The 21,516-nt window shown below is 70.3% G+C and carries 19 protein-coding genes; 7 read left to right on the top strand and 12 right to left on the bottom strand.

Going from position 1 to position 21,516, the window contains the following annotated elements; genetic code table 11:
- Positions 1–171 precede the first annotated feature (171 nt).
- On the top strand, positions 172–756 hold the full coding sequence (locus ACWGH0_RS31830; RefSeq protein ID WP_453407742.1) for a GNAT family N-acetyltransferase: 585 nt from the start codon (positions 172–174) through the stop codon (positions 754–756).
- A 7-nt stretch (positions 757–763) separates the two neighbouring features.
- On the opposite strand, the gene ACWGH0_RS31825 is transcribed toward ACWGH0_RS31830, so the two are convergent.
- From ACWGH0_RS31825 to ACWGH0_RS31800, 6 genes are all read right to left on the bottom strand, one after another.
- Positions 764–2,659 (bottom strand): type VI secretion protein, encoded by a 1,896-nt coding sequence (locus ACWGH0_RS31825; RefSeq protein WP_453407741.1) that lies wholly within the window; start codon positions 2,657–2,659, stop codon positions 764–766.
- A gap of 1 nt (position 2,660) precedes the next feature.
- Positions 2,661–4,076: an ATP-binding protein gene (locus ACWGH0_RS31820; RefSeq protein WP_453407740.1), complete on the bottom strand. Its 1,416-nt coding sequence runs from the start codon at positions 4,074–4,076 to the stop codon at positions 2,661–2,663.
- 19 nt (positions 4,077–4,095) lie between these two features.
- A complete protein-coding gene (locus ACWGH0_RS31815) occupies positions 4,096–5,646 on the bottom strand; it encodes an SCO6880 family protein (RefSeq protein ID WP_453407739.1) in 1,551 nt (516 codons plus the stop codon).
- Positions 5,643–6,995: a hypothetical protein gene (locus ACWGH0_RS31810; protein ID WP_453407738.1), complete on the bottom strand. Its 1,353-nt coding sequence runs from the start codon at positions 6,993–6,995 to the stop codon at positions 5,643–5,645. The genes ACWGH0_RS31815 and ACWGH0_RS31810 overlap by 4 nt, the downstream gene beginning before the upstream one ends.
- Positions 6,985–7,836: a hypothetical protein gene (locus tag ACWGH0_RS31805; RefSeq protein WP_453407737.1), complete on the bottom strand. Its 852-nt coding sequence runs from the start codon at positions 7,834–7,836 to the stop codon at positions 6,985–6,987. Before ACWGH0_RS31805 ends, ACWGH0_RS31810 begins: the two co-directional genes overlap by 11 nt.
- Before the next feature lie 180 nt (positions 7,837–8,016).
- Positions 8,017–8,325: a hypothetical protein gene (locus ACWGH0_RS31800; RefSeq protein ID WP_138899619.1), complete on the bottom strand. Its 309-nt coding sequence runs from the start codon at positions 8,323–8,325 to the stop codon at positions 8,017–8,019.
- A gap of 1,717 nt (positions 8,326–10,042) precedes the next feature.
- Between ACWGH0_RS31800 and ACWGH0_RS31795 the strand changes: the two genes are divergently transcribed.
- Positions 10,043–11,068 (top strand): C40 family peptidase, encoded by a 1,026-nt coding sequence (locus ACWGH0_RS31795; protein WP_453407743.1) that lies wholly within the window; start codon positions 10,043–10,045, stop codon positions 11,066–11,068.
- A 354-nt stretch (positions 11,069–11,422) separates the two neighbouring features.
- On the top strand, positions 11,423–12,178 hold the full coding sequence (locus ACWGH0_RS31790; protein ID WP_453407736.1) for a phosphatase PAP2 family protein: 756 nt from the start codon (positions 11,423–11,425) through the stop codon (positions 12,176–12,178).
- Positions 12,179–12,399: 221 nt separating this feature from the next.
- On the opposite strand, the gene ACWGH0_RS31785 is transcribed toward ACWGH0_RS31790, so the two are convergent.
- Positions 12,400–14,007: an FAD-binding oxidoreductase gene (locus tag ACWGH0_RS31785; RefSeq protein ID WP_453407735.1), complete on the bottom strand. Its 1,608-nt coding sequence runs from the start codon at positions 14,005–14,007 to the stop codon at positions 12,400–12,402.
- A gap of 540 nt (positions 14,008–14,547) precedes the next feature.
- Positions 14,548–14,715, bottom strand: coding sequence for a hypothetical protein (locus ACWGH0_RS31780; RefSeq protein ID WP_453407734.1), 168 nt, complete (start codon positions 14,713–14,715; stop codon positions 14,548–14,550).
- 153 nt (positions 14,716–14,868) lie between these two features.
- Here ACWGH0_RS31780 and ACWGH0_RS31775 point away from each other — a divergent pair, with 153 nt between their 5' ends.
- The gene (locus ACWGH0_RS31775) at positions 14,869–15,693 is read left to right on the top strand and encodes a hypothetical protein (protein WP_453407733.1); all 825 of its coding nucleotides are present in this window, start codon (positions 14,869–14,871) and stop codon (positions 15,691–15,693) included.
- Positions 15,694–15,802: 109 nt separating this feature from the next.
- Positions 15,803–16,012, top strand: a complete 210-nt coding sequence (locus tag ACWGH0_RS31770) for a hypothetical protein (protein ID WP_453407732.1) — start codon at positions 15,803–15,805, stop codon at positions 16,010–16,012.
- A gap of 170 nt (positions 16,013–16,182) precedes the next feature.
- Here ACWGH0_RS31770 and ACWGH0_RS31765 read toward each other — a convergent pair whose 3' ends face one another.
- A complete protein-coding gene (locus ACWGH0_RS31765) occupies positions 16,183–16,542 on the bottom strand; it encodes a metal-sensitive transcriptional regulator (RefSeq protein WP_453407731.1) in 360 nt (119 codons plus the stop codon).
- Positions 16,543–16,737: 195 nt separating this feature from the next.
- On the opposite strand from ACWGH0_RS31765, the gene ACWGH0_RS31760 reads away from it, so the two are divergent.
- Both ACWGH0_RS31760 and ACWGH0_RS31755 read left to right on the top strand, forming a co-directional pair.
- A complete protein-coding gene (locus ACWGH0_RS31760; RefSeq protein WP_028814660.1) occupies positions 16,738–17,358 on the top strand; it encodes a DUF47 domain-containing protein in 621 nt (206 codons plus the stop codon).
- A gap of 6 nt (positions 17,359–17,364) precedes the next feature.
- Positions 17,365–18,363 carry an anion permease gene (locus ACWGH0_RS31755; RefSeq protein WP_453407730.1) on the top strand — a complete coding sequence of 333 codons (999 nt, stop codon included), beginning with the start codon at positions 17,365–17,367 and terminating at the stop codon, positions 18,361–18,363.
- A 122-nt stretch (positions 18,364–18,485) separates the two neighbouring features.
- Here the strand turns inward: ACWGH0_RS31755 and pstB are convergent, their stop codons facing one another.
- The 3 genes from pstB to pstC are packed head-to-tail and all read right to left on the bottom strand — an operon-like array spanning position 18,486 to position 21,364.
- A complete protein-coding gene (gene pstB, locus ACWGH0_RS31750; RefSeq protein ID WP_138897830.1) occupies positions 18,486–19,262 on the bottom strand; it encodes a phosphate ABC transporter ATP-binding protein PstB in 777 nt (258 codons plus the stop codon).
- A 24-nt stretch (positions 19,263–19,286) separates the two neighbouring features.
- Positions 19,287–20,366 carry a phosphate ABC transporter permease PstA gene (gene pstA / locus ACWGH0_RS31745; RefSeq protein ID WP_453407729.1) on the bottom strand — a complete coding sequence of 360 codons (1,080 nt, stop codon included), beginning with the start codon at positions 20,364–20,366 and terminating at the stop codon, positions 19,287–19,289.
- On the bottom strand, positions 20,363–21,364 hold the full coding sequence (gene pstC, locus ACWGH0_RS31740; protein WP_453407728.1) for a phosphate ABC transporter permease subunit PstC: 1,002 nt from the start codon (positions 21,362–21,364) through the stop codon (positions 20,363–20,365). Before pstC ends, pstA begins: the two co-directional genes overlap by 4 nt.
- Positions 21,365–21,516 lie beyond the last annotated feature (152 nt).

Here is a 21,516-nt window from a genome sequence, read left to right as displayed (position 1 = left end):
ACTGCAGGGGGGACCCTGTGGGAGAGTAGGACGCCGCCGAACAATCATTGTGGGAAAGCCCCGCACCATTCATGGTGCGGGGCTTTTCTGCGTTCCAGGGCTGTTCGTCGCAGCGGACGAGGCTGCGGAAATCCCCTTGGTTCCTGAGCCGGCACGCGCGAGCATCGCCGGATGGATTACGTGATTCGAGCGGTGGCCGACGTCAGAGAGTGGGCCAGGGCGAAGGAGCTGAGGCTGGCCGCGCTGCGGGACCCGGCGGCCGGCATTGCCTTCCTGGAGACGTACGAGAAGGCGGTGGCCGCGCCGGATTCCTTCTGGCAGGAGCGCACGGCCAGGGTCGCCGGAGGCGGCGGCGCGCGGCAGTTCGTCGCGGAGACGCCGGACGGGCGGTGGCTGGGATCCGTCACCGGGCTCGTGGAGCGGGCGGGTTCGGAGGCGGTTCTCGGAGGCGCGCCCGGAGTGAACCAGGTCCACCTGGTCGGTGTGTACGTGCGGCCCGAGGCGCGGGGCAGTCGTGCGGGCGTCGCGGTGGCGCTCCTCCGGGCTGCCCTGGAGTGGTCCTGGGGGCTGACTGATCCCCGGGTCGAGCGGGTGCGGCTGTACGTGCACGAGCGCAACGCGCGGGCGGCAGCGCTGTATGCCAAGGCGGGCTTCGTACGGAGTGGCACGGTCGTGGCCATGCCGGGCGACCCGTCGGCCATGGAGCACGAGATGGCCGTGGAGCGGATGCCGGCCGCGCCTCGGAGTTCCGACTGATCGGTGGTCAGGGGGCCAGGGCGTGATCCGGCCAGCGGGCTCTGCCCTGCTCCTGGGAGCGGAGCAGGACCAGGGTCGGCAGGCCCTGGTCCTGACCGGCCGACAGCAGCTCGGGAAGCTGGGGAAGCGGAGCCACCGCCGCGACGTCGTCCAGGACGAACGTCATTGGTGGGTCGAGCCGACCGTCGGATGACCGTGCGGCCATGCGGCGGCCGTGCTCGACCACGCTTGAGGTGAGTGCGGTGAGCAGAGGCATCGCTCCGGGGCGCGACTTGGGATCCTCGATTGCTTCACCCACCACATAAAGGGTGCCCCCTTCAGCCACGAATGACTCCAAGGTGACCGAATCAGTTCGATTGGGTGTGCAGGCCTCGCGAATGTGGACGGACGACAGCGCGGCGAGTGCCCGCACCGTCAACTCCTGGGCGATCTGCCGGCGTTCCGGGTACGCGGTGAGCGCTGACTCGAGGAGCCCCGCGGCTCCGCCGGACGCCTTGGGGTGCGTACGGAGGATTCGTACCGGCTCGTGGGCGCTGTGGCCCTGTGCCCAGCGGTGCACCTGACGGAAGGGGCGGCCGTCCACGGCGGCGGCGTGCAGCCAGCCGCTCAGCAGGGTCTCCGCGGTGTCGGCCATCGCCGTGTCGAGCCGGGCCTGGGGCCGTATCGGCGCGAGCAGCGCCACGGCCCGGGCGGCGGCCACGTCGGGGCGGTCGCAGCCGGCGGTCGGGGACCAGTGGAGGCGGGCGGGGGTGTCGCAGAGGTGACACGGGTCGTAGACGAGGACGGGGCCGAGCTTGGCCCGCGCGTCCTTGGTCTCGGCCCACACGGCGGGGTCCGACGTGACGACGAGCGCGGGGCCCTCCGCGTCGAGCACGGCCTGCACGGCGCTGGGCCTGCGCGCCGCGGGGTCGCCGTAGAGGAGGCGGGGGGTGCGGGCGGCCGAAAGCGGCGCCGGCTGCGGGGCGTGGGCACGGGGAAGTTCGGCGCGCTGCGGGGAGTTGCCGAGGGTTTCCGGCAGGGGAGCGGAGCCCGCGCCTGCGGCAGTTGGCTGCGGGGGGCCCGCATGGGTGGCGGGCCACAGGCCGGGGCTCGCACCCGCACCCGCGCTCGGTCCCGCTCCGTGCGCGGCTCGGGCCGGGTCCGCGTACGTCCCGGGTGGCGGCCCTGCGTGAGGAGCCGCCGTACGGCGGTGCTCTGCTGCCACCGGCCCTGCGGCGGTGCCTGCCGCCGGGTGCGGCGTGGCTCCGTACAGCCCGTGGCTCTCGGGCGGACCGTGACCCTCGTACGGTTCATGACCCTCGTGGCCGGGCGGTGCGCCGGCTGTGGCGTACGTACCCGGCATGTACGGACCCGGACCCGGAGGGCCCGGCGCGTACGGGACCGGTCCCTGCGTGGCCGCTCCCTGCGTGCCCGGTCCGTGCGCGGAGGCGCCGCCGTGCGGGGCGCTTTCGTACGGGCTCGGGGTGGCGGGTGCGGGACCCTCCGGGGTCAGGGCGGCGTCCCTCGTCGCCCTGGCCTTTGCCCTCGCCGTCTCGCGCTGGGCCTTCAGGCGGGCCAGTACGCCGAGTACGAAGATCGTCAGTACGCCGAGGACCATGAGCTCGCCGATGAGCAGGCCCCAGAACAGGCCGTACCCCGACAGCTGGCCGGGCGGTGTGTCCGGCCAGGCGGCCGGGATGTCCTGGGGCGCGCCCATCAGGTGGCGCAGGGCGAGCGGCGTACGGGTGAAGGTGACGCCTTCCGGCCACGCGCCGTGGGCGAACAGGCCCGCCAGGCCCGTCGCCAGCCACGCCAGGATCGTCAGGCCCAGCAGGAACGCCAGCAGGCCCACCAGCAGCGAATCGGGGATGCCGCGTTCGCCCTGCTGGTGGTGTCCCTGCTGCCCGGTGTGGTGCTGTCTCATGTCAGGCGACCGTCGATTCCGAGGACGAGGACTCGTTCATCTGCTGCTCGATGAGGGCCGCCCGCTGCTCCGCCTCCCACTCCGCGGCTCGCAGGTCGTCGGAGAGCATCTCCGCCGAGGTCTCCGTCATCGCGCGGTCCGTGAAGACGAGGGGGCGTTCGGCCTCCGTGATCAGGTGTTTGACGACCTGGACGTTGCCGTTCACGTCCCACACGGCGATGCCCGGCGTCAGGGTCGGGATGATCTCGACCGCCCAGCGGGGCAGCCCGAGCACCCGTCCCGTCGCCCGGGCCTCGTCCGCCTTCTGGGCGTAGATCGTCCGGGTCGAGGCCATCTTCAGGATCGCCGCGGCTTCTCTCGCCGCCGCCCCGTCCACCACGTCGGAGAGGTGGTGGACGACCGCGACGAAGGACAGGCCGAGCCGGCGGCCGAACTTCAGCAGGCGCTGGAAGAGCTGCGCGACGAACGGGCTGTTGATGATGTGCCACGCCTCCTCCACCAGGAAGATGCGCTTCTTGCGGTCCGGCCGGATCCAGGTGTGTTCCAGCCACACGCCCACGATCGCCATCAGGATCGGCATCGCGATCGAGTTCCGGTCGATGTGGGACAGGTCGAAGACGATCAGCGGGGCGTCCAGGTCGATGCCGACCGTCGTCGGGCCGTCGAACATGCCCCGCAGGTCACCGTCGACGAGGCGGTCCAGCACGAGGGCGACGTCCAGGCCCCAGGCCCGTACGTCGTCCAGGTCGACGTTCATCGCCTCGGCCGACTCCGGCTCCGGGTGGCGCAGTTGCTCGACGATGTCCGTCAGGACCGGCTGCCGGTCGACGATCGTCTCGTTCACGTACGCGTGGGCGACCTTGAGCGCGAAGCCGGACCGCTCGTCGAGGCCGTGCCCCATCGCGACCTCGATGATCGTACGGAGCAGGGCGAGCTGCCCCGTGGTGGTGATCGACGGGTCGAGGGGATTGAGGCGGATGCCGTCGTTGAGGGCCGCCGTCGGGTCGAGCCGGATGGGAGTTATCCCCAGCTCCTCCGCGATCAGGTTCCACTCGCCCACGCCGTCCTCGCCCTGCGCGTCGAGGACGACCACCTGGCGGTCCTTGAAGCGGAGTTGCCGCAGTACGTACGTCTTCTCCAGCGCCGACTTGCCGTTGCCGGACTCGCCGAGGACCAGCCAGTGCGGCGCCGGGAGCTGCTGCCCGTACAGCTGGAAGGGGTCGTAGATGTACCCCTTGCCGCTGTAGACCTCGCGGCCGATGATCACGCCCGAGTCGCCGAGGCCCGGGGCGGCGGTGGGCAGGTAGACGGCCTGGGCCTGGCCCGTCGACGTACGGACGGGAAGTCTGGTCGTCTCGACCTTTCCGAAGAGGAAGCTGGTGAAGGCATCCGTGACGGCGGACAGCGGATCTCGCATGGCGGGTCTGCCCTCTCGGCTAACGACGGATACCGGTGGCGAACGGCAGGGTGTTGACGAACGCCCGGTGGTGCTCGCGGTCGCACCACTCCAGCTTCAGATACGACTTGCCCGCCGAGGCCCTGATGGTCCGCTTGTCGCGGGCCAGCGCCTCGGGCGAACGCGACGACACAGTGATGTACCCGACCAGGTTGACCCCCGCCGCGCCGCTCGCGAGATCTTCACCCCGCTGGTCGAGCCGGCCGTGCGCGGCGATGTCGCGCGGGTCGACGGTGCGGTTCATCTTGGCCTGACGGCTGGCTTCGGCCTCGTCGTTGGTCTTCTCCGTCAGCATCCGCTCGATGGCGATCTCGGTGGGTTCGAGGTCCATGGTCACGGCGACCGTACGGATCACGTCCGGGGTGTGGACGAGCAGCGGGGCGAGGAAGTTGACGCCGACCGGCGTCATCGGCCACTCCTTCACCCACGCCGTGGCGTGGCACCAGGGCGCGCGGGTGGACGACTCGCGCGTCTTGGCCTGGAGGTACGTCGCCTCCATGGCGTCCAGCTCGGCCGGCCAGGCGTTGCGCTTGGTCATGGCCTGGATGTGGTCGATGGGGTGGTCGGGGTCGTACATGGAGTGCACGAGCGAGGCGAGCCGCCCCTGGCCGAGGGGCTGGCGTACCCGGATGTCGGCCTCCGCGAGCCGCGCGCAGATGTCGGTCAGCTCGCGCGCCATGACGACGGCGAGACCGGAGTCGCGGTCCAGCCTGCGGCCGCCGTGGGGGCGGGCGGCGCGGGCCATGGCGTTGGCCTCGGCGGCGAGCTCGCGGGAGTAGTGCATGCAGGCGACGAGGTAGGCGCGGTGCTGCTCGCTGGAGGTGGAGACCATGGACTGGAGCTGGTCGTACGAGTCCTTCAGCCAGCCCGGGGCGTGCGCGTCACCGCGCTGGGCGACGTCCTTGGCGTGGGCGTCGGGGTCGGCGGGGAGGGTGCGGGCGAGCATCTGGAGGCGGGTCACGAAGCCGTCGCCGTTGGCCACGTGCTTGAGCAGCGTGCCGAAACGGTCCACCAGAGCTTCCTGGTCCTCGCTGTCGCGCAGGCCGACGCCGGGGCCTTCGATCTCGATGGCGGCGGTGACGGTCCGGCGGTCGGCGTGCAGGAGCACGGCGATCTCGTCGGGGCCGAAGGGGGCGGCGAGCCAGTTGATGCGGCCGATGCCGGGCGGCGGGCCGACCTCCACCTCACGGCCGTCGCCGCGCACGCCGGCCTCCATGGCGCCGCTGCGGTACGTCGTGCCGTTGCGCAGGGTGCGCTTGTAACTGCGGTTGATCTCGAACCACTTGTAGAACGTGCGGTGCTTGTACGGGACGTACACCGCCATCAGGGCCAGCATCGGGAAGCCCATGAGCAGCACGATCCGCAGGGACAGGACGGGGACCAGCAGCCCGCTCATCATGCCGAGGAACGCGCCGGCGATGATCAGCGCGATCTCGCCGGTCTCGCGGTTCTTGCCGATGATCGCGTTCGGCCGGGCCCGGCCGATCAGATACGTACGGCGCGGCGTGATCGGTGGGGACTGCGTCGTCAACGCCCTGCACCTCCTGTGCTGTTGCTGCCGGTGCCCGTGTTTCCGGTACCGCGGTTCGTGTGGGTGGCGTTGCTACGGGGCGAAGGGGCGGCGGAAGGGACGGCTCCGCCCCCGCCTCCCGACGCTCCCGCCGCGGGGCCGCCCGCTCCGCCGCCGCGGGCGCTGTGGGCTGCCACGCCGCCGGTGACGGGGTTGGCCTGGCGGGGCGGGGAGCTGCTGCCGCCCCGGTCGCCGCCTCCGCCGCCCCGGCTGCTGTGGGTCTTGATGCCCTGCGAGACGAGGGCGGCGGGGGAACTGATGACGGCGGCCGCCTGCGCGCCGTCGGTGGCCTTGTTGCGGTTGCGGCGGGCGGAGGCGATCTCGTCGCCGAAGCCGGGGACGAAGCGGTAGATCATGCCGGAGGCGAAGATCGCCAGCAGGATGATGGCGAGGCCGGAGACGACGGCGGAGAACGCGTTCGGGCCGTCGTCGGCGGAGAGGGCCCCGGCGAGGCCGAGGACGATCACGATGACGGGCTTCACCATGATGATCGCGATCATGATGCCGGCCCAGCGTCGTACGTGGCCCCACATGTTCTTGTCGACGAGCCCCGCGTAGACGACCACGCCGAGGAGCGCGCCGACGTAGAGGAGCAGGGCGCGGATGAACAGCTCAAGGAAGAGGATGCCGGCCGCGAGGACGGTCACCAGCGAGACGACGATCAGCATGATCGGACCGCCGCCGATGTCGTCGCCCTTCTTGAGCGCCTCGGCGAACGACCCGAAGAACACGTCCGTCTGCCCGCCCGTGCCGGCGGCGATGACCTCGGTGACGCCGTCGGTGGCGGTCACGACGGTGTAGAGGATCAGCGGCGTGAAGGCGGACGCGAGGACGGTGAGCCACAGGAACCCGATGGCCTCCGACAGCGCGGTCGCCAGCGGCACGCCGCGGATGGCGCGCTTGGCGACGGCGAGGAGCCACAGGACGAGGGTGAGGATGGCGGACGCGGCGAAGACGATGGCGTACTGCTGGAGGAACTTGGGGTTGGTGAAGTCGACGGTGGCGGTCGACTTCACGGCCTCGGACAGCTTCCCCACGATCCAGGCGGCGGCGTCGGCGCAGCCCTTGGAGAGGGAGGAGAGGGGGTCTACGGCGTCTACGGGGTCGGTGGGGGCGCGGAGGTCGGATCCGCCGCCTTCGCCGCTTTCGCAGTAGTCCTTGGCGGGGCCGACGATGAGGTCGCAGTTGTCCTTCTCGGACGGCGACGGCGACGGTGCGGCGAAGGCCCTGGCCGGTAGAAGGGCGACAGTCGTCTGTACGAGCGCGAGGGCACCGGTGACCTTCAGTGCCAGGCGTGGGCTACCGGGCATAGGTGAAGCCTCCGTACTCGTCGACTGCCTTGGCGATCTCGTCCGCGTCGGAGGCCGCTCGGTCGGCGTTCACGGGAGCCGGACCGTCCTTCTGGGAGAAGCTCGCGACCTTCCAGTCGCTCCCCGTCCACTGGATCTCCAGCGTCATGGTGAACCAGTCGTTCGTCACCGGGTTCGTCGAGCCGACACCAGCCGTACCGAAGACTCCCGTGCACCAGACCTCGACGGTCGCGGCGCCTTCGGTGTAATCGGTCACCTTGGTGCCCACGGGCGCGGTCCGCGAGACGTACGTCATGCCCGGGGCGGCGCTGCCGTCCTTGTCGAGCCCGACCCTGTCGAGGAATTCCTGGTTGTAGGCCTTGTCGAACTTGGCTTCCAGCTCCGGCACCTTCGCCGGAACGAAGATCTGACCCACGAGCTCCTGACGGCGCTCAGGGTTCAGGATGTCGGCCGAGACCAGAGCCACCGCGAAGTTCGCCGCGGCGGACTGCGCGCCCTGCTCGTCGTGGGCGAAGCCGGAGGGGATGAGCCCGTTCTTGCCCGTGACCGGCTTCACGCCCGTCGCCGCCGTCGCCTCCGCCGCGCCGTCCCGCTTCGCCTCGTTGTCCGAGACGCCCGCGCCGCCGCCCTGGTTCGCGAACGCGATGGCTGCGATCAGCAGGACCACCACGCCCACCACGGTGATGAGGGACCGCGAGGTCCGTACGGGCCGTCGGGCACCCCCGTACACCTCGCTGCCACCGTCGCCCTCGGGCAGCCGTGTGCGGGTCTGGCCGGAGCCGCCGACACGGTCCGAACGACCGCTGCCGCTGCCGTAGCCGTGCTCGTCGCCGAGACTCATGCCGCGTGCGCCCCCTCAACCGTTTGCGATGCCGCGTAGTACGACGGTAGCCGTGCTGGTTCCCGCGCGGGCGCGGTGTGGTGACTCGACATCAGGGAGACGCAACCTCAGCCAATGGGCACGACGGACGGGTGGGGTGGGAGAGCGGGCCGGGAGCGCCCGGTGCTGGCTGAAGGTGGGTTAGACAGCCATCCCGTACACGATGGTGAAGAGTGTTCCGAGCGAGCCGATGATGAAGACGCCGGTGAGGCCGGCGACGATCAGACCCTTGCCCTGTTCCGCGCTGAAGGTGTCCCTCAGCGCCGTCGCGCCGATCCGCTGCTTCGCGGCTCCCCAGATGGCGATTCCGAGGCAGAGGAGGATGGCGACAGCCATCACCACCTCGATCATGATGCGGGCTTCGTTCCCGAGGGTCCCGAACGGACCCCAGTTCGGGGCGATTCCACCGATGATGGTGGTGATGTCGCCCTTTTCGGCTGCAAGGTTCATGTAAGTCACCGCCCCTGTCGGGTAGTTCGTCGCCCCCGCCGCACGGCAGGGGTCACGCTCTATCTTCGCTGATGAACCGCACTGGTATGTCGACTTGGTGGCTGTCTTTTCCCGACCTCCGCAGGTATGACCGACCGGACCGCCCTGACCTGCGGTGCCGACCGGCTGTATTCGGAAACGCGTATGGTCACTCTGTGTATCACGAGGGGTGACGGCGGGCAATGACTGGCGTTATGCACCTTTGGTCGGACGTGGCGCGGCGGGTTGACGGTGGGTGAGGCGGGCGGGGTGGGGTGAGGGGGCTGGGTCCCTGGCGGTAACCACTTGTTGGTTGCGGGGGGTGGTTTGTGGCGGTGGGGACCACTGGTTGCTTCTGGGGGGTGATTCTCGGGCCGTCCTGAGCGCTCGATGGTCGGTGGGCCGGGGTGGTGCGTCAAAGTCAAGACAGAGAACCCGAGCCGACGTCGCCTGCGGCGATTTCGCTGCGCTCCACCCTTGACCCACCACCCCGGCCCACCGCTGACGCTTAGACAGGGGACGGCCTAAGAAAAACGCCCGGCACGGGAGCGGGATGAGGGGTGGGCGTTGTTTGGTGGCTGTCGGGTGTGTGGTGGGGTGCGCGGCCGGTTCTGGGGTGCTGCGGCCCCTGTCTCGGCGGGTGCGGCGACGGCCGCTGGTGCGACACCGCATTTCCGATCCGAGGTGAGGTCTCACGGTGGTGGGTGGCCGGCCAGGACGGTCTGGCCGGTCGACTTGGGGGTCATGGCGTCTGTGGCTGGTACGGGGCGGGGCGAGGTGGGGTGACAGTCGCATGGGTGGTGGCTGGGGTCGGTCCGGCCTCGGGGTCGGTTGGTCGCTTGTTGGGGCGCATGTGGTGGATGGGATGGGGGAGGGCTGGCGTGGGCTCGCCCTCCGCGTCCGGTGGAGGCGGTATGGGGCGAACCCAACAGAAGACGGTCGCTGCTAGGCCGTTTGCCCCTATTGGTCCGATATCGGGGACTTGGCGTCCATCGTTTGTGGACTTCGTCCCGCGCGACGGACCGCAGCCGTGCTTCCCCGTCAGCCGCCAGCACTCGCAGCGACGGTCCCCGTGCCTCGCCAGCCGTATCCCCGCCAGTCGCGACCGGCTCTCGGCGATGCGAAGGGCTGAAGCGCATGCCGCAGGTCGACCCGAAATCTCGCCCCTCACCGGCCGGTGTGCTGGCGCGGGTCGGAATGGTGGTGTCGCACCAACGGCCGTTCCTGTCAGCCGCTTAGCCAGGGGCCGCACCACCCGAGAACCGGCTGCGCCCCAATCACCGGCCCGTCGCCCGGCAACGGTGTAGGGCCACTTACCGAGGCTGTTCCGTGGGCTCCCCCGGGGGCCGCCCCCCTTAAGCATTGCGTCGGAGGTTCGGCGGTCAAGGGTGGAGCGGAGCGCAATCGCCGCAGGCGACGCGACGCAGGAGCGCCCTTGAGGGGCGGGCCTCCGACGCCACCCTCCAGAAAGGCGGCCCCCACACCAGGAACAATCACCGCCCCAGGCCCATCGAAGCCCCCCGCCTGTCACCCCCACCCCCGCCGCACCCCGTCCCCTCTTCCCCGTCCCCTCTTCCCTGGTGCCTCTTCCCTCCTCTCCCTCCCCCTCCCCCCCCGACTTTCGGACGTGTTCGACGTCGCAGTGGACGCGCGCGCGAAAACTGCTGTGAACGGGTCCTTCATGGGGGAGGGTTGGAGGGTGCGCAAAGTGTGGGTGGCCACTGGGGTCGGGATCGGGCTGTGCCTGAGCTTCGTCGCGCTGCTCGTCGTCGGGACCTTCTCCGCAGCCGCGGGGCTGGCCGGCGCCGCAGGCGGCGGGCGGGCCGTCGGGCTGGCCAAGGGTGCCGTGCCGGCGCTGTACCAGCCGCTCGTACAGAAGTGGGGCAATCTCTGCCCGGCCATCAACCCCGCGCTGCTCGCCGCGCAGTTGTACCAGGAGAGCGGCTGGAACCCGAGGGCGCAGAGCCCGGCCAACGCGCGCGGCATCGCCCAGTTCATCCCAGGGACATGGGCGTCCCACGGGGTGGACGGGGACAAGGACGGCGACCGTGACATCTGGGACCCGGCCGACGCGATTCCGTCAGCCGCGACGTACGACTGTGAATTGGCTGGATATGTAAAGAAGGTGCCGGGGGATCAGACCAAGAACATGCTCGCGGCGTACAACGCGGGCGCGTACGCCGTCATCAAGTACGGAGGCGTCCCGCCGTACCGCGAGACGCAGAACTACGTGAAGATCATCACCACTCTGGAGCAGAGCTTCGCGCGTCCCGTCGGGCGCGTCGAGCCGTCGCGGCAGGCCGCCGGCGCGATCTACTTCGCGCAGCAGAAGCTGGGGACCAAGTACCTGTGGGGCGGCAACGGCACGCCGGAGCAGGGTGGGCGTTTCGACTGCTCCGGGCTGACGCAGGCGGCCTACCGGACCGTCGACATCGAGCTGCCGCGCGTGGCCAACGACCAGTACAACGCGGGGCCGCATCCTTCGCGGGACGAGCTGTTGCCCGGCGACCTGGTGTTCTTCTCGGACGATCTCACCAACTCGCGCGCGATCCGGCACGTCGGGTTGTACGTCGGGGGCGGTTACATGATCAACGCGCCGTACACCGGAGCCGTCATCCGCTTCGACAAGATCGATACGCCGGACTACTTTGGTGCGACCCGGGTGACCAAGGATGGCGCGAAAGCGCTTCCGACGGACTTGCCGGAAGGGCGCGGCGGCGCGTGACATGGCTTGAACTCAGCGTTATCGCCACCCTCTGAGCTGCGACGACGTATCTCTCTTCGATAACGTGATCGTGATCATTCGGTGGAGAGTGGAACGGTGGGGGCCGGCCGGGCGTTCCCTGGTCCGAGGGAGTGGGACAGTCGCGTGGACACGCTGTACTGACCACGCGTGCGGATCGTGCGTGTGAACCACGCGATGCGATGCGGGGCGGCGCCGACCACGGCGCGGCGCGGCATCGCGGGCGTGGCGTCGCATCGCGAGCGCAATCGCGTCACATGAACCACGGGGGTTCGCAGGAGTGGCACGCAGACACGTGTGCCGCGCAGCAGGCAACAAGGCAAGGGGCCGCGGCAGATGGCTGGACTCGCACTGGATGGGGCGAACCCCGACGTCAGTCTGCTCTACGACATCAACGGGCTGGCGGCGGATGCGCCGGGCTGGTTCGACCGGGTCATGGAGTTCGTCGGTGAGTACGGGACCATGCTCGGCATCGTCCTGCTGGCGCTCTGGTGCTGGTGGAGCGTGCGCAAGAGCGAGGACGCGGTCACCGCAGTGGCCGGGCTCGTCTGGGCGCCGCTGGCAGCCGGCATCGCGCTGCTGATCAACATCCCGATCCGAGGGTTCGTGGAGCGGCCGAGACCGTTCAACGACCACAAGGGGCTCGAAGTCCTGATCGCGGGCAAGACCGACTACTCGTTCGTGAGCGATCACGCGACGCTGGCGATGGCCATCGCCGTCGGAGTCTTCGTCGCCAACCGGAAGTTCGGGCTCGGGGCGATCGCACTGGCCGCCGTGGCCGGTTTCTGCCGCGTCTACATGGGGGTCCACTACCCGACCGACGTCATCGGCGGGTTCGCCCTCGGTACGGCCGTTGCGCTGCTGCTCGCGCCGGTCGCGATGGCGCTCCTGACGCCGCTCATGGCGGCGATCGCGCGGTCGGAGAAGGTGGGTTGGCTCGTACGGGCCAAGAGGTCGGTTGCGCGTACGGCCGCCGCCGGCGTTGACGCGGGGCTCGGTGCCGGAGTTGCGGTGCGCGGCGGTGACGGCGGGTCGGCGGTCGTACCTGGACCGCGTGCCGGGGACAGCGAGCGCAACGACCTGGCAGCCTGACGGCCCGGCCCACCGGCTTCTCCGCGCGCAGGAACAGTGGTCGACTTGACGGGTTGACGGCGAGCAGCGCATCGAGCGGCGGGGCGGGACAGGGCAGCGCAGGTCAGGGCAGGGCAGGCAGGGCAGGCAGGGCAGGCAGGGCTGGCGGCGAGGGGCACATCACGGTGCGGGTTCCGTGGTGTGCCCCTCGGTGCGTCCCAGGGGGTTCCCCGGCCGGTTGTTCAGAGGGCCTGGGGGAAGTCGAAGACCCTGTCCGGGTCGTAACGCTTCTTCAGGGCCGTCAGGCGGGTCGAAGCCGCACCGTAGTAAGCCTTCCGCCAGTCGGTGAGGGTCGGGTCCGTGTAGTTCTGGTACGCCGCCCCGGAGGCGTACCGGCGCATCGCCCCGTGGGTGGTTTTCAGCCAGGTCTGCTGGGCGGTGCCGGCCGTGCCCGCGCGCCAGGCGCCGATGTACTGGGCGAGCATTCGGGAACGGCGGTGGACGAAAGCGGTCGCGAGCGGGTCCACCCGGTTCACCGCGCCGCCGAGAGCGGTGAGGGCGATGCTGCCGCCGCCACCGCCGGCGGCGGGGATGCGGGTGAACGCCTCGGTCCGGGCGAGCAGCTCGCGTATGCCCGACGGCGAGAGCGAGCGGTCGAAGAAGTCGCTGCGGGCCGCGTACGTCTCGCGGCCGAGGGCGCCCTGCGGGGTGCGGCCGGGGGTGGTGCCCGGCAGGTGGCACTGGGCGTCGCTGAAACCGGCGCAGCCGGCGTAGACGAGCATCGACTCCTGGTAGCTGCGGCGGCGGAGCGAGACGGAGCGGGCGGACGCGCCGATCTTGTCGGCGAGGCGGTCGACGGCGTTCTGGAGATCGCCGTACGTGCCGAGCGAGAAGGCGGAGACGGTGACGTTGGGCGTCCTGCCGCCCGGTCCGGCGGCGAGGTGTACGGACGACCAGATCTCGTCCGGCTGCGACGGGCCCCATTCCTGCCAGGCGGCGACGACGGCCCGGGCCTTCGACCACGGCCAGGACATGTACGCGGTGACGGCGGCGGGGGCCGGGTGGGTGCGGAAGGTCAGTTCCGTCACCACACCGAAGTTGCCGTTGCCCGCGCCCCGCAGGGCCCAGAACAGCTCCTGGTTCTCGGTCGGCGAGCAGTGGAGGCGTTTGCCGGCGGCGGTGAGGAGAGTGGCGGAGGTGAGGTTGTCGCAGGTGAGGCCGTACGCACGGGAGACGACGCCGTGGCCGCCGCCGAGGGTGAGGCCGGAGATGCCGACGGTGGGGCAGGAACCGGCGGGTATGGTGCGGCGGCCCTGGCGGGCCAGGCCCTGGTAGACGTCGATGAGCTTCGCGCCGGCCCCGATGGTCGCGGCGCTGCCGCTCGCCCTGACGCGGGCCAGCTTCGACACGTCGATGACGAGGCGGCCGGTGCCGGAGGACCACCCGGCGTACGAGTGACCGCCGTTGCGGATGGCGACGGGGGTCCGGTGGGCACGGGCGAAGGCCAGGCACTCCCGGATGTCCGCCTCGTTCGCGACGTAGGCGACGGCTGCGGGCTTCAGGTTGTCGAAGCGGGTGTTGTAGAGCTGGCGGGCCGTCTTGTAGGCGGAGTCCTCGGGGCGGACCAGTGGACCGTCGAGACCGCGCGCGAGGGCGTTCCAGGTGGAGGTGGCCGAGGGTGGTGCGGTCCGGCCGCCGGGGCCGGGGGCGGTGGCGGCGCGGGTCCGGGTGGACCTGGACGCGGACGTGCCCGGAGTCGTGCCGGTGCCTGGGCTTGCGCCGGTGCAGGCCGCAGCTGCGACCGTGGCTGCGAGGGCCGTGGCCGAGGTGAGAAGTGTGCGCCGTTCCATGTTGTTGCCTCCCGGATGGCGAGACGGCATTGCGGCGGGCCGGGTTCCTGCGCGGGCGGAGATTTTCGCGGGGCGTGGGGGAGTGTGTGATCCGGGAGTTCGACTCCCGTCCCGCCGTCCCGCCGTCCGGCCGTCCCGCCTCTCCGCATGCGTGGGACCGGGTGCGAGCCCAGGGCTCTGGATCCACGGGGGGGATTGGGGGGTTGGCCGCCTCGACCCGGCTCGTCGGGAGGCAGTCGGGTCACACCTCGTGGGGGGCGGTCGCGCGCTGTGCGGCGGGTGCTGCTGCCCGTATCGCCGCTTGGCAGGCCGCGCGCCCCGCTGTCACGGGCTGAGGGCCGGGCCGTACAGCGATGGGTTCCGTAGGGCGCGTCGGTTCGTACGTGATCGCGCCCGTACGGCGATCGGCACCGCACGGCGTTCCAGCCCCTGCGGTCTCGCGCCGCGTGGCGGTTCGTACGGATCCTGCCCACGTGTGGTGGCTTGCGTTGTGCGGGTGCGGGTGCGGGTGCGGGTGCGGGTGCGGGTGCGGGCCGGGTGTCAGGTGGTGGTTGTCGTCGTGTGCTCGGTGGCGTCTGCCCGGGCTCTTTCGCGGGAGCGGCGGGCCGGGCCGCGCCAGCCGCAGGTGCAGTGGGCGAAGCAGAAAGAGCCGCGTTCGGTGGTGCCGGTGCGGTGGGGCGGGGCGTCCGGTGTTGCTTCCTGAAGCACGTGTCCACGGTACCGGGGGACTTGGGCGCCGTGCGCGGGGGCCGCCCGACCGAATGAGCGCGGGACGTGGGCGTGACCGGCGGCGGTCGGGGGTCGTTAAGCGGGTCGGGTGGGATCGGACACCGGGTGGCAGGGCGTTGGGGGTTGGCGGCGATGGTGGTGCAGCAGCACAGGGTCAAGGGCGGTGCGGTCGCCCTGGCCGTCGCGGCGGGGCTGATCGGTTCCGCCGGGTGTTCCGGCGACGGTGCCGTCGCCGAGGACCAGCAGGGCGGTGATCCCCTGGCCGCCGTCCGCGGCGCTGCCGACGGGCTCGTCGCCGCGGGCAGTTCCGAGGCCCGTACGTCCATGGTCATGGCCACCGGCGGCACGCGGGTCACCATCCGGGGCGAGGGCGCGTACGACTTCAAGAAGCGGATGGGGCAGCTCAAGGTGCTGCTGCCGCCCGATCCGGACGGTGCGGACAAGCACCGGCCCATCACCGAACTCCTCGCCCCCGGCGCGCTCTACATGAAGAACCGGGGCGCGGGCGTGCCCGCCGACAAGTGGGTGCGGATCGACACGGCCACGCTCGACGACGGGAACCTGGTCACCGGCGGGGCCACGGACCCGCTCGCCGCCGCCGAGTTGCTGCGCGGCGCGACGGAGGCGGCGTACGTCGGGCGGGCCGATGTGGCCGGCACCGCCGTTCGGCACTACCGGGGCGTCACCGACATCGCCCGCGCAGCGCGCGTCGCATCGCCGCACGTGCGGGGGGCGCTCGCGGCGGCGGCGAAAGGGTTCGCCAAGGACGCCGTCCCGTTCGACGCCTACCTCGACGACCAGGGGCGGCTGCGCAAGGTCCGCCACCGCTTCGACTTCGCCAACGCCGGGCGTACGGTGGCCGTCGCCTCCACGACGCTGCTGTACGCGTTCGGGGCCCCGGTCGAGGTGCGGCTGCCGGCCGCGCGTGACATCTACGCCGGGAAGATCCAGGCGTGAGGCGGGGGCCGCCCGCTCACGTGGGTGGCGGGTAAATGGCCCGTCCGTGCCATGCGCGGTGTGTACCGCGCTGCCTACGCTAGGAAGCCGACGACGGCTGGGAGAGGTGATGCACGTGACTCCGCTCGGCAGCGGTACGCCCGTCCAGGACCACGTCGCCCTCGCCGAGATCGAGCTGTGCGGTGAGCTGATGATCGCGGCGTCCGCGGCCGACGGGGAACGCCTCAGCGCGGACCGTATCGACGAGGTGCTGAAGGTCGGGGCGGGAACGGCCGCGTCGGCCGCCGGGGCGCCGGAGGGCGCCGAGCGGTCCGGGTGACGGTGGGACCGCACGCCCGGCAGCCGGAAGCGGGGAAGCTGAGGCGAAGGCCCCACGCGAGCGGTCCGAGGTAGCGACCCCGGGCGAGCGAAGGGCCGGGCGGGGCCGGTCGACTCGGCACGTTTCCCGGCCGCGCCCGGACATTCGACTCGCCCGCCCGGGGCCGGCCCTCAGGTCCGCAGCAGGCGGGCGATCGCCTTCGTCGCTTCTTCGACCTTCTCGTCGATCTCTCCGCCGCCCTTGACCGCCGCGTCCGCCACGCAGTGCCGCAGGTGCTCCTCCAGGAGCTGGAGGGCGAAGGACTGGAGGGCCTTGGTCGACGCCGAGACCTGGGTGAGTATGTCGATGCAGTAGACGTCCTCGTCGACCAGCCGCTGGAGGCCGCGGATCTGGCCCTCGATCCGGCGCAGGCGCTTGAGGTGTTCGTCCTTCTGCTTGTGGTACCCGTGCACACCGAGGTCGTGGTCGGTCACCACGGCTTCGGAGGGCGCTTCGGTGTTGGTCGCGCCGGCCGCCTCGGTGGTCGTCATGGCGTCCTCCCGTTGTCCTTAAAGGGGCTGTATACCCCTCGTGGGTATATGGTAACGAATTTTCGGGGTAGGGGCTCGGGGCCCCGTACTGAGCACTGTGCCTGATGGGCGACACTGAAGAACGCCGGTTAGCCGTGGCCGGATGATGCGCCTAGCATCACCCTGACCGAATCCAATGCACCCCGAGGACCCCACGTGCGCTTTCGTCTGACCCCCAGGGAGACGAGCTTCTACGACATGTTCTCCGCATCAGCGGACAACATCGTCACAGGCTCGAAGCTCCTGATGGAACTGCTCGGAGCGGACTCCTCCGCCCGAGTCGAGATCGCGGAGCGGATGAGGGCAGCGGAGCACGCGGGGGACGACGCGACCCACGCGATCTTCCACCAGCTGAACTCCTCGTTCATCACGCCGTTCGACCGCGAGGACATCTACAACCTCGCGTCGCAGCTCGACGACATCATGGATTACATGGAGGAGGCCGTCGACCTGGTCGTCCTGTACCAGATCGAGGAGCTGCCCAAGGGTGTCGAGCAGCAGATCGAGGTGCTGGCGCGAGCGGCCGAGCTGACGGCCGAGGCCATGCCGCACCTGCGGACCATGACGAACCTCACCGAGTACTGGATCGAGGTCAACCGCCTCGAGAACCAGGCCGACCAGATCCACCGCAAGCTGCTCGCGCACCTCTTCAACGGCAAGTACGACGCCATGGACGTGCTGAAGCTGAAGCAGATCGTGGACGTGCTGGAGGAGGCGGCCGACGCCTTCGAGCACGTCGCCAACACGGTCGAGACGATCGCCGTCAAGGAGTCCTGACCCCCGGTGGACACCTTTGCGCTCATCGTGACCATCGGGGTCGCGCTCGGATTCACGTACACCAACGGCTTTCACGACTCCGCGAACGCCATCGCGACTTCGGTTTCCACGCGGGCGCTGACCCCGCGCGCGGCCCTCGCCATGGCCGCCGTGATGAACCTCGCCGGCGCCTTCCTCGGCAGCGGCGTCGCCAAGACGGTCAGTGAGGGGCTCATCGCCACCCCGCACGGCGACAAGGGGATGGGAATCCTCTTCGCCGCGCTGGTCGGCGCGATCGTCTGGAACCTCGTAACCTGGTACTTCGGTCTTCCCTCGTCCTCCTCGCACGCCCTCTTCGGCGGCATGGTGGGCGCGGCGCTCGCGGGCGGCACTGAGGTCATCTGGAACGGGGTGCTCGAGAAGGTCGTCATCCCGATGTTCATCTCGCCGTTCGTCGGGCTGCTGCTCGGCTACCTGGTGATGGTCGTCATCCTGTGGATGTTCCGCAAGGCCAACCCGCACAAGGCCAAGCGGGGCTTCCGAATCGCCCAGACCGTCTCCGCGGCCGGCATGGCGCTCGGACACGGTCTCCAGGACGCGCAGAAGACCATGGGCATCGTGGTGATGGCGCTGGTCATCGCCGACGTCGAGGACCAGGGCGACGCGATCCCGATGTGGGTCAAGATCGCCTGCGCGCTGACGCTCTCGCTCGGTACGTACGCGGGCGGCTGGCGCATCATGCGCACGCTGGGCCGGCGGATCATCGAGCTGGACCCGCCGCAGGGCTTCGCGGCGGAGACCACGGCCGCGTCCGTGATGTACACGGCCTCGTTCATGTTCCACGCCCCGATCTCCACGACGCACGTCATCACCTCCGCGATCATGGGCGTCGGCTCGACCAAGGGGTCCCGCGCCGTGCGCTGGGGCGTCGCCAAGAACATCGTCATGGGCTGGTTCATCACCATGCCCGCCGCCGCGCTGGTGGCCGCCGCCTGCTACTGGGTCGTACTGCTGGCCTTCGGCTAGCGGACGGACCCGCGGGTACGGAAACGGGCCCGCCCCCACTCCTCGTGAGGAGTGGGGGCGGGCCCTTTGCCTTGCGGTGGCACCGCCATGCAGCACCGCAGGACAGGCGTGGCGGTCCGCTTCTATCCGAAGCGGCCCGAGATGTAGTCCTCCGTCGCCTGGACGGACGGGTTGGAGAAGATCCGCTCGGTGTCGTCTATCTCGATCAGCTTGCCGGGCTGGCCGATCGCGGCGAGGTTGAAGAACGCCGTACGGTCCGAGACGCGCGCGGCCTGCTGCATGTTGTGCGTCACGATGACGATCGTGAAGCGCTCCTTCAGCTCACCGATCAGGTCCTCGATGGCGAGGGTCGAGATCGGGTCGAGGGCCGAGCAGGGCTCGTCCATGAGGAGGACCTGCGGCTCGACCGCGATCGCGCGGGCGATGCACAGGCGCTGCTGCTGACCGCCGGAGAGCCCGGAGCCGGGCTTGTTGAGGCGGTCCTTGACCTCGTTCCAGAGGTTGGCGCCGCGCAGGGACTTCTCGACGACCTCGGCCAGCTTGTTCTTCTTGTACGAGCCGTTGAGGCGCAGGCCCGCCGCCACGTTGTCGAAGATCGACATGGTGGGGAAGGGGTTCGGGCGCTGGAATACCATGCCGACCGTACGGCGGACGGCGACCGGGTCGACGTCCTTGGCGTACAGGTTCTCGTCGTCCAGGAGGACCTTGCCCTCGACGCGGCCGCCGGGGGTGACCTCGTGCATCCGGTTGAGGGTGCGCAGGAAGGTGGACTTGCCGCAGCCGGAGGGGCCGATGAAGGCCGTCACGGAGCGGGGCTCGACGGTCATCGAGATGTCGTCGATCGCCTTGTGGTTGCCGTAGTAGGCCGACAGGCCGCTGATGTCGATTCGCTTGGCCATTGAAATCACTGCTTTCCGTTGGCCTTAGCGGCCGGTGCTCGGGGCCTTCCAGCGGGCGATGCCGCGGGCCACCAGGTTGAGGATCATGACGAAGGCGATCAGGACCAGGGCTGCGCCCCAGGCCCGGTCCACGGACGCTTCGGTGCCGACGATGTACTGCTCGTACACGTAGAGCGGAAGCGAGGACTGGGCGCCTTCGAAGGGGTTCGGGTTGATCAGCTTCGTACCGAAGACGAGCAACAGAACCGGGGCGGTCTCACCCGTGATCCGGGCCACCGCGAGCATCACGCCGGTGGTGATTCCGCCGATCGCGGTCGGCAGCACCACCTTGAGAATAGTCCGCCACTTGGGGACGCCGAGAGCCAGCGAGGCCTCGCGCAGCTCGTTCGGGACGAGCTTCAGCATCTCCTCGGTGGAGCGCACGACGACCGGCATCATCAGGATCGCAAGGGCCAGCGCGCCGGCGAATCCGGAGGGCCCGAAGCCCAGCATCAGATTCCAGGTGGCGAGGATGAACAGACCCGCGACGATCGACGGGATGCCCGTCATGACGTCGACGAAGAAGGTGACGGTCCTGGCCAGCCTGCCGCGCCCGTACTCCACGAGGTAGACGGCGGTGAGCAGGCCGATGGGGGCGGCGATGAGGGTCGCGATGCCGACCTGCTCCAGGGTGCCGAGCAGGGCGTGGTAGATGCCGCCGCCCTCGTCGGTGTCCAGGAGGCCGCTCATCGAGTGGCTGAGGAAGTAGCCGTCGAGGACCTTTATCCCCTTGCTGATCGTCACCCAGGCCAGGGAGAGCAGCGGGATGAGGGCGAGGATGAAGCAGACCCAGACGATGCTGGTCGCGACGCGGTCCTTGCCCTGGCGGCTGCCCTCCACCTTCGTGGTGATCGCGTAGGTGGCCAGTACGAAGATCAGGGCGGCGAGCATGCCCCACTGCACGCGGCTGTGCCAGCCGGCGACGAGGCCGATGCCGACGCCGGCCGCCACGGACCCGGCCGCGATGGCGGCGGGGGCCCAGCGGGGGAGGCGGGCGTGGGCGAGCGACGCGTGCGGCGCGGGGGAGACCGGGGGCTTGTCCATTACCTGGCTTGTCTGGCTCATGCGTTGGCCCCCGAGTACTCCTTGCGGCGGCCGATGATCCAGCGGGCGGCGCCGTTGACCAGCAACGTGATGACGAAGAGCACGAGACCGGAGGCGATCAGGGCGTCGCGGCCGAACTCGTCCGCCTCGTTGAACTTCGCGGCGATGTTCTGCGCGAAGGTGCCGCCGCCCGGGTCGAGCAGCCGGCCGGAGATGATGAAGCTCGGGGAGAGGACGACCGCGACGGCCATCGTCTCGCCGAGCGCGCGGCCGAGGCCCAGCATCGAGGCGCTGATGATGCCGGAGCGGCCGAAGGGCAGGACGGACATCCGCATGACTTCCCAGCGCGTGGCGCCGAGGGCCAGGGCGGCCTCCTCGTGCATCTTCGGCGACTGGAGGAAGACCTCGCGGGTGACGTTGGTGACGATCGGCAGGATCATGATCGCCAGCAGGATGCCGACCGTGAAGAGGTTGCGGGCGACGCCGTCGCTGGTCTTGTCGAAGATGTACGTCCAGCCGAGGTACTCGTCCAGCCACTGGTTGAGGCCGTCCAGGTACGGGACCAGGAAGACGGCGCCCCACAGGCCGTAGATGATGCTCGGCACCGCGGCGAGCAGGTCGACCACGTACGCGAGCGGTGTGGCCAGCCTGCGCGGGGCGTAGTGCGAGATGAACAGCGCGATGCCGATGGCGACCGGCACGGCGATGAGCATGGCGATGATCGAGCTGACGATCGTGCCGAAGAGCAGGACGGCGATGCCGAAGACCGGCGGGTCGCCCGCCGGGTTCCACTCGGAGGTGGTGAGGAAGTTGGCGTCGTCCTTCGAGATGGCGAGGCCGGCGCGGTAGGTGAGGAAGGCCGCGATGGCGGCCATGATCACCAGAAGTGCGATGCCCGACCCCCGGGACAGACCGACGAAGATCCGGTCACCGGCGTGGGTGCTGCCCTGGGACGCCAGAGTGGTGCCGGGTCCGGGCGGGGGTGGCGGGGAAGAGGTGGGCTGAGTAGCTATATCCATCGGTTTTCTCCGGTCTGCGGAGCCGGTGGGCTCCTGGCGGCGGTGCACCGGAAGGGGGCGGGGCGCCCCCGCGCGCGGCGCGCCCCGCCCCCCCGGGGAGGCGGTGGGGGGTGAGGCAAGACATCACAAAGCCGCCGCTAGACCCGCGGCCG

It is taken from the genome of Streptomyces sp. NPDC054887 (genome assembly GCF_053610585.1).
The sequence above is the reverse complement of the archived record's forward strand: the minus strand, read 5'-3'. Positions and strand labels throughout refer to the sequence as shown.

What these genes read in the sequence shown, in the direction of transcription:
- ACWGH0_RS31800 (WP_138899619.1), bottom strand. Translation starts at nt 8,325, where the DNA reads ATGAACCTTGCAGCCGAAAAGGGCGACATCACCACCATCATCGGTGGA.
- ACWGH0_RS31810 (WP_453407738.1), bottom strand. Translation starts at nt 6,995, where the DNA reads ATGCCCGGTAGCCCACGCCTGGCACTGAAGGTCACCGGTGCCCTCGCG.
- ACWGH0_RS31830 (WP_453407742.1), top strand. Translation starts at nt 172, where the DNA reads ATGGATTACGTGATTCGAGCGGTGGCCGACGTCAGAGAGTGGGCCAGG.
- ACWGH0_RS31775 (WP_453407733.1), top strand. Translation starts at nt 14,869, where the DNA reads ATGGTGGTGCAGCAGCACAGGGTCAAGGGCGGTGCGGTCGCCCTGGCC.
- ACWGH0_RS31820 (WP_453407740.1), bottom strand. Translation starts at nt 4,076, where the DNA reads ATGCGAGATCCGCTGTCCGCCGTCACGGATGCCTTCACCAGCTTCCTC.
- ACWGH0_RS31785 (WP_453407735.1), bottom strand. Translation starts at nt 14,007, where the DNA reads ATGGAACGGCGCACACTTCTCACCTCGGCCACGGCCCTCGCAGCCACG.
- ACWGH0_RS31790 (WP_453407736.1), top strand. Translation starts at nt 11,423, where the DNA reads ATGGCTGGACTCGCACTGGATGGGGCGAACCCCGACGTCAGTCTGCTC.
- ACWGH0_RS31765 (WP_453407731.1), bottom strand. Translation starts at nt 16,542, where the DNA reads ATGACGACCACCGAGGCGGCCGGCGCGACCAACACCGAAGCGCCCTCC.
- pstC (WP_453407728.1), bottom strand. Translation starts at nt 21,364, where the DNA reads ATGGATATAGCTACTCAGCCCACCTCTTCCCCGCCACCCCCGCCCGGA.
- ACWGH0_RS31770 (WP_453407732.1), top strand. Translation starts at nt 15,803, where the DNA reads ATGCACGTGACTCCGCTCGGCAGCGGTACGCCCGTCCAGGACCACGTC.
- ACWGH0_RS31805 (WP_453407737.1), bottom strand. Translation starts at nt 7,836, where the DNA reads ATGAGTCTCGGCGACGAGCACGGCTACGGCAGCGGCAGCGGTCGTTCG.
- ACWGH0_RS31825 (WP_453407741.1), bottom strand. Translation starts at nt 2,659, where the DNA reads ATGAGACAGCACCACACCGGGCAGCAGGGACACCACCAGCAGGGCGAA.
- pstA (WP_453407729.1), bottom strand. Translation starts at nt 20,366, where the DNA reads ATGAGCCAGACAAGCCAGGTAATGGACAAGCCCCCGGTCTCCCCCGCG.
- pstB (WP_138897830.1), bottom strand. Translation starts at nt 19,262, where the DNA reads ATGGCCAAGCGAATCGACATCAGCGGCCTGTCGGCCTACTACGGCAAC.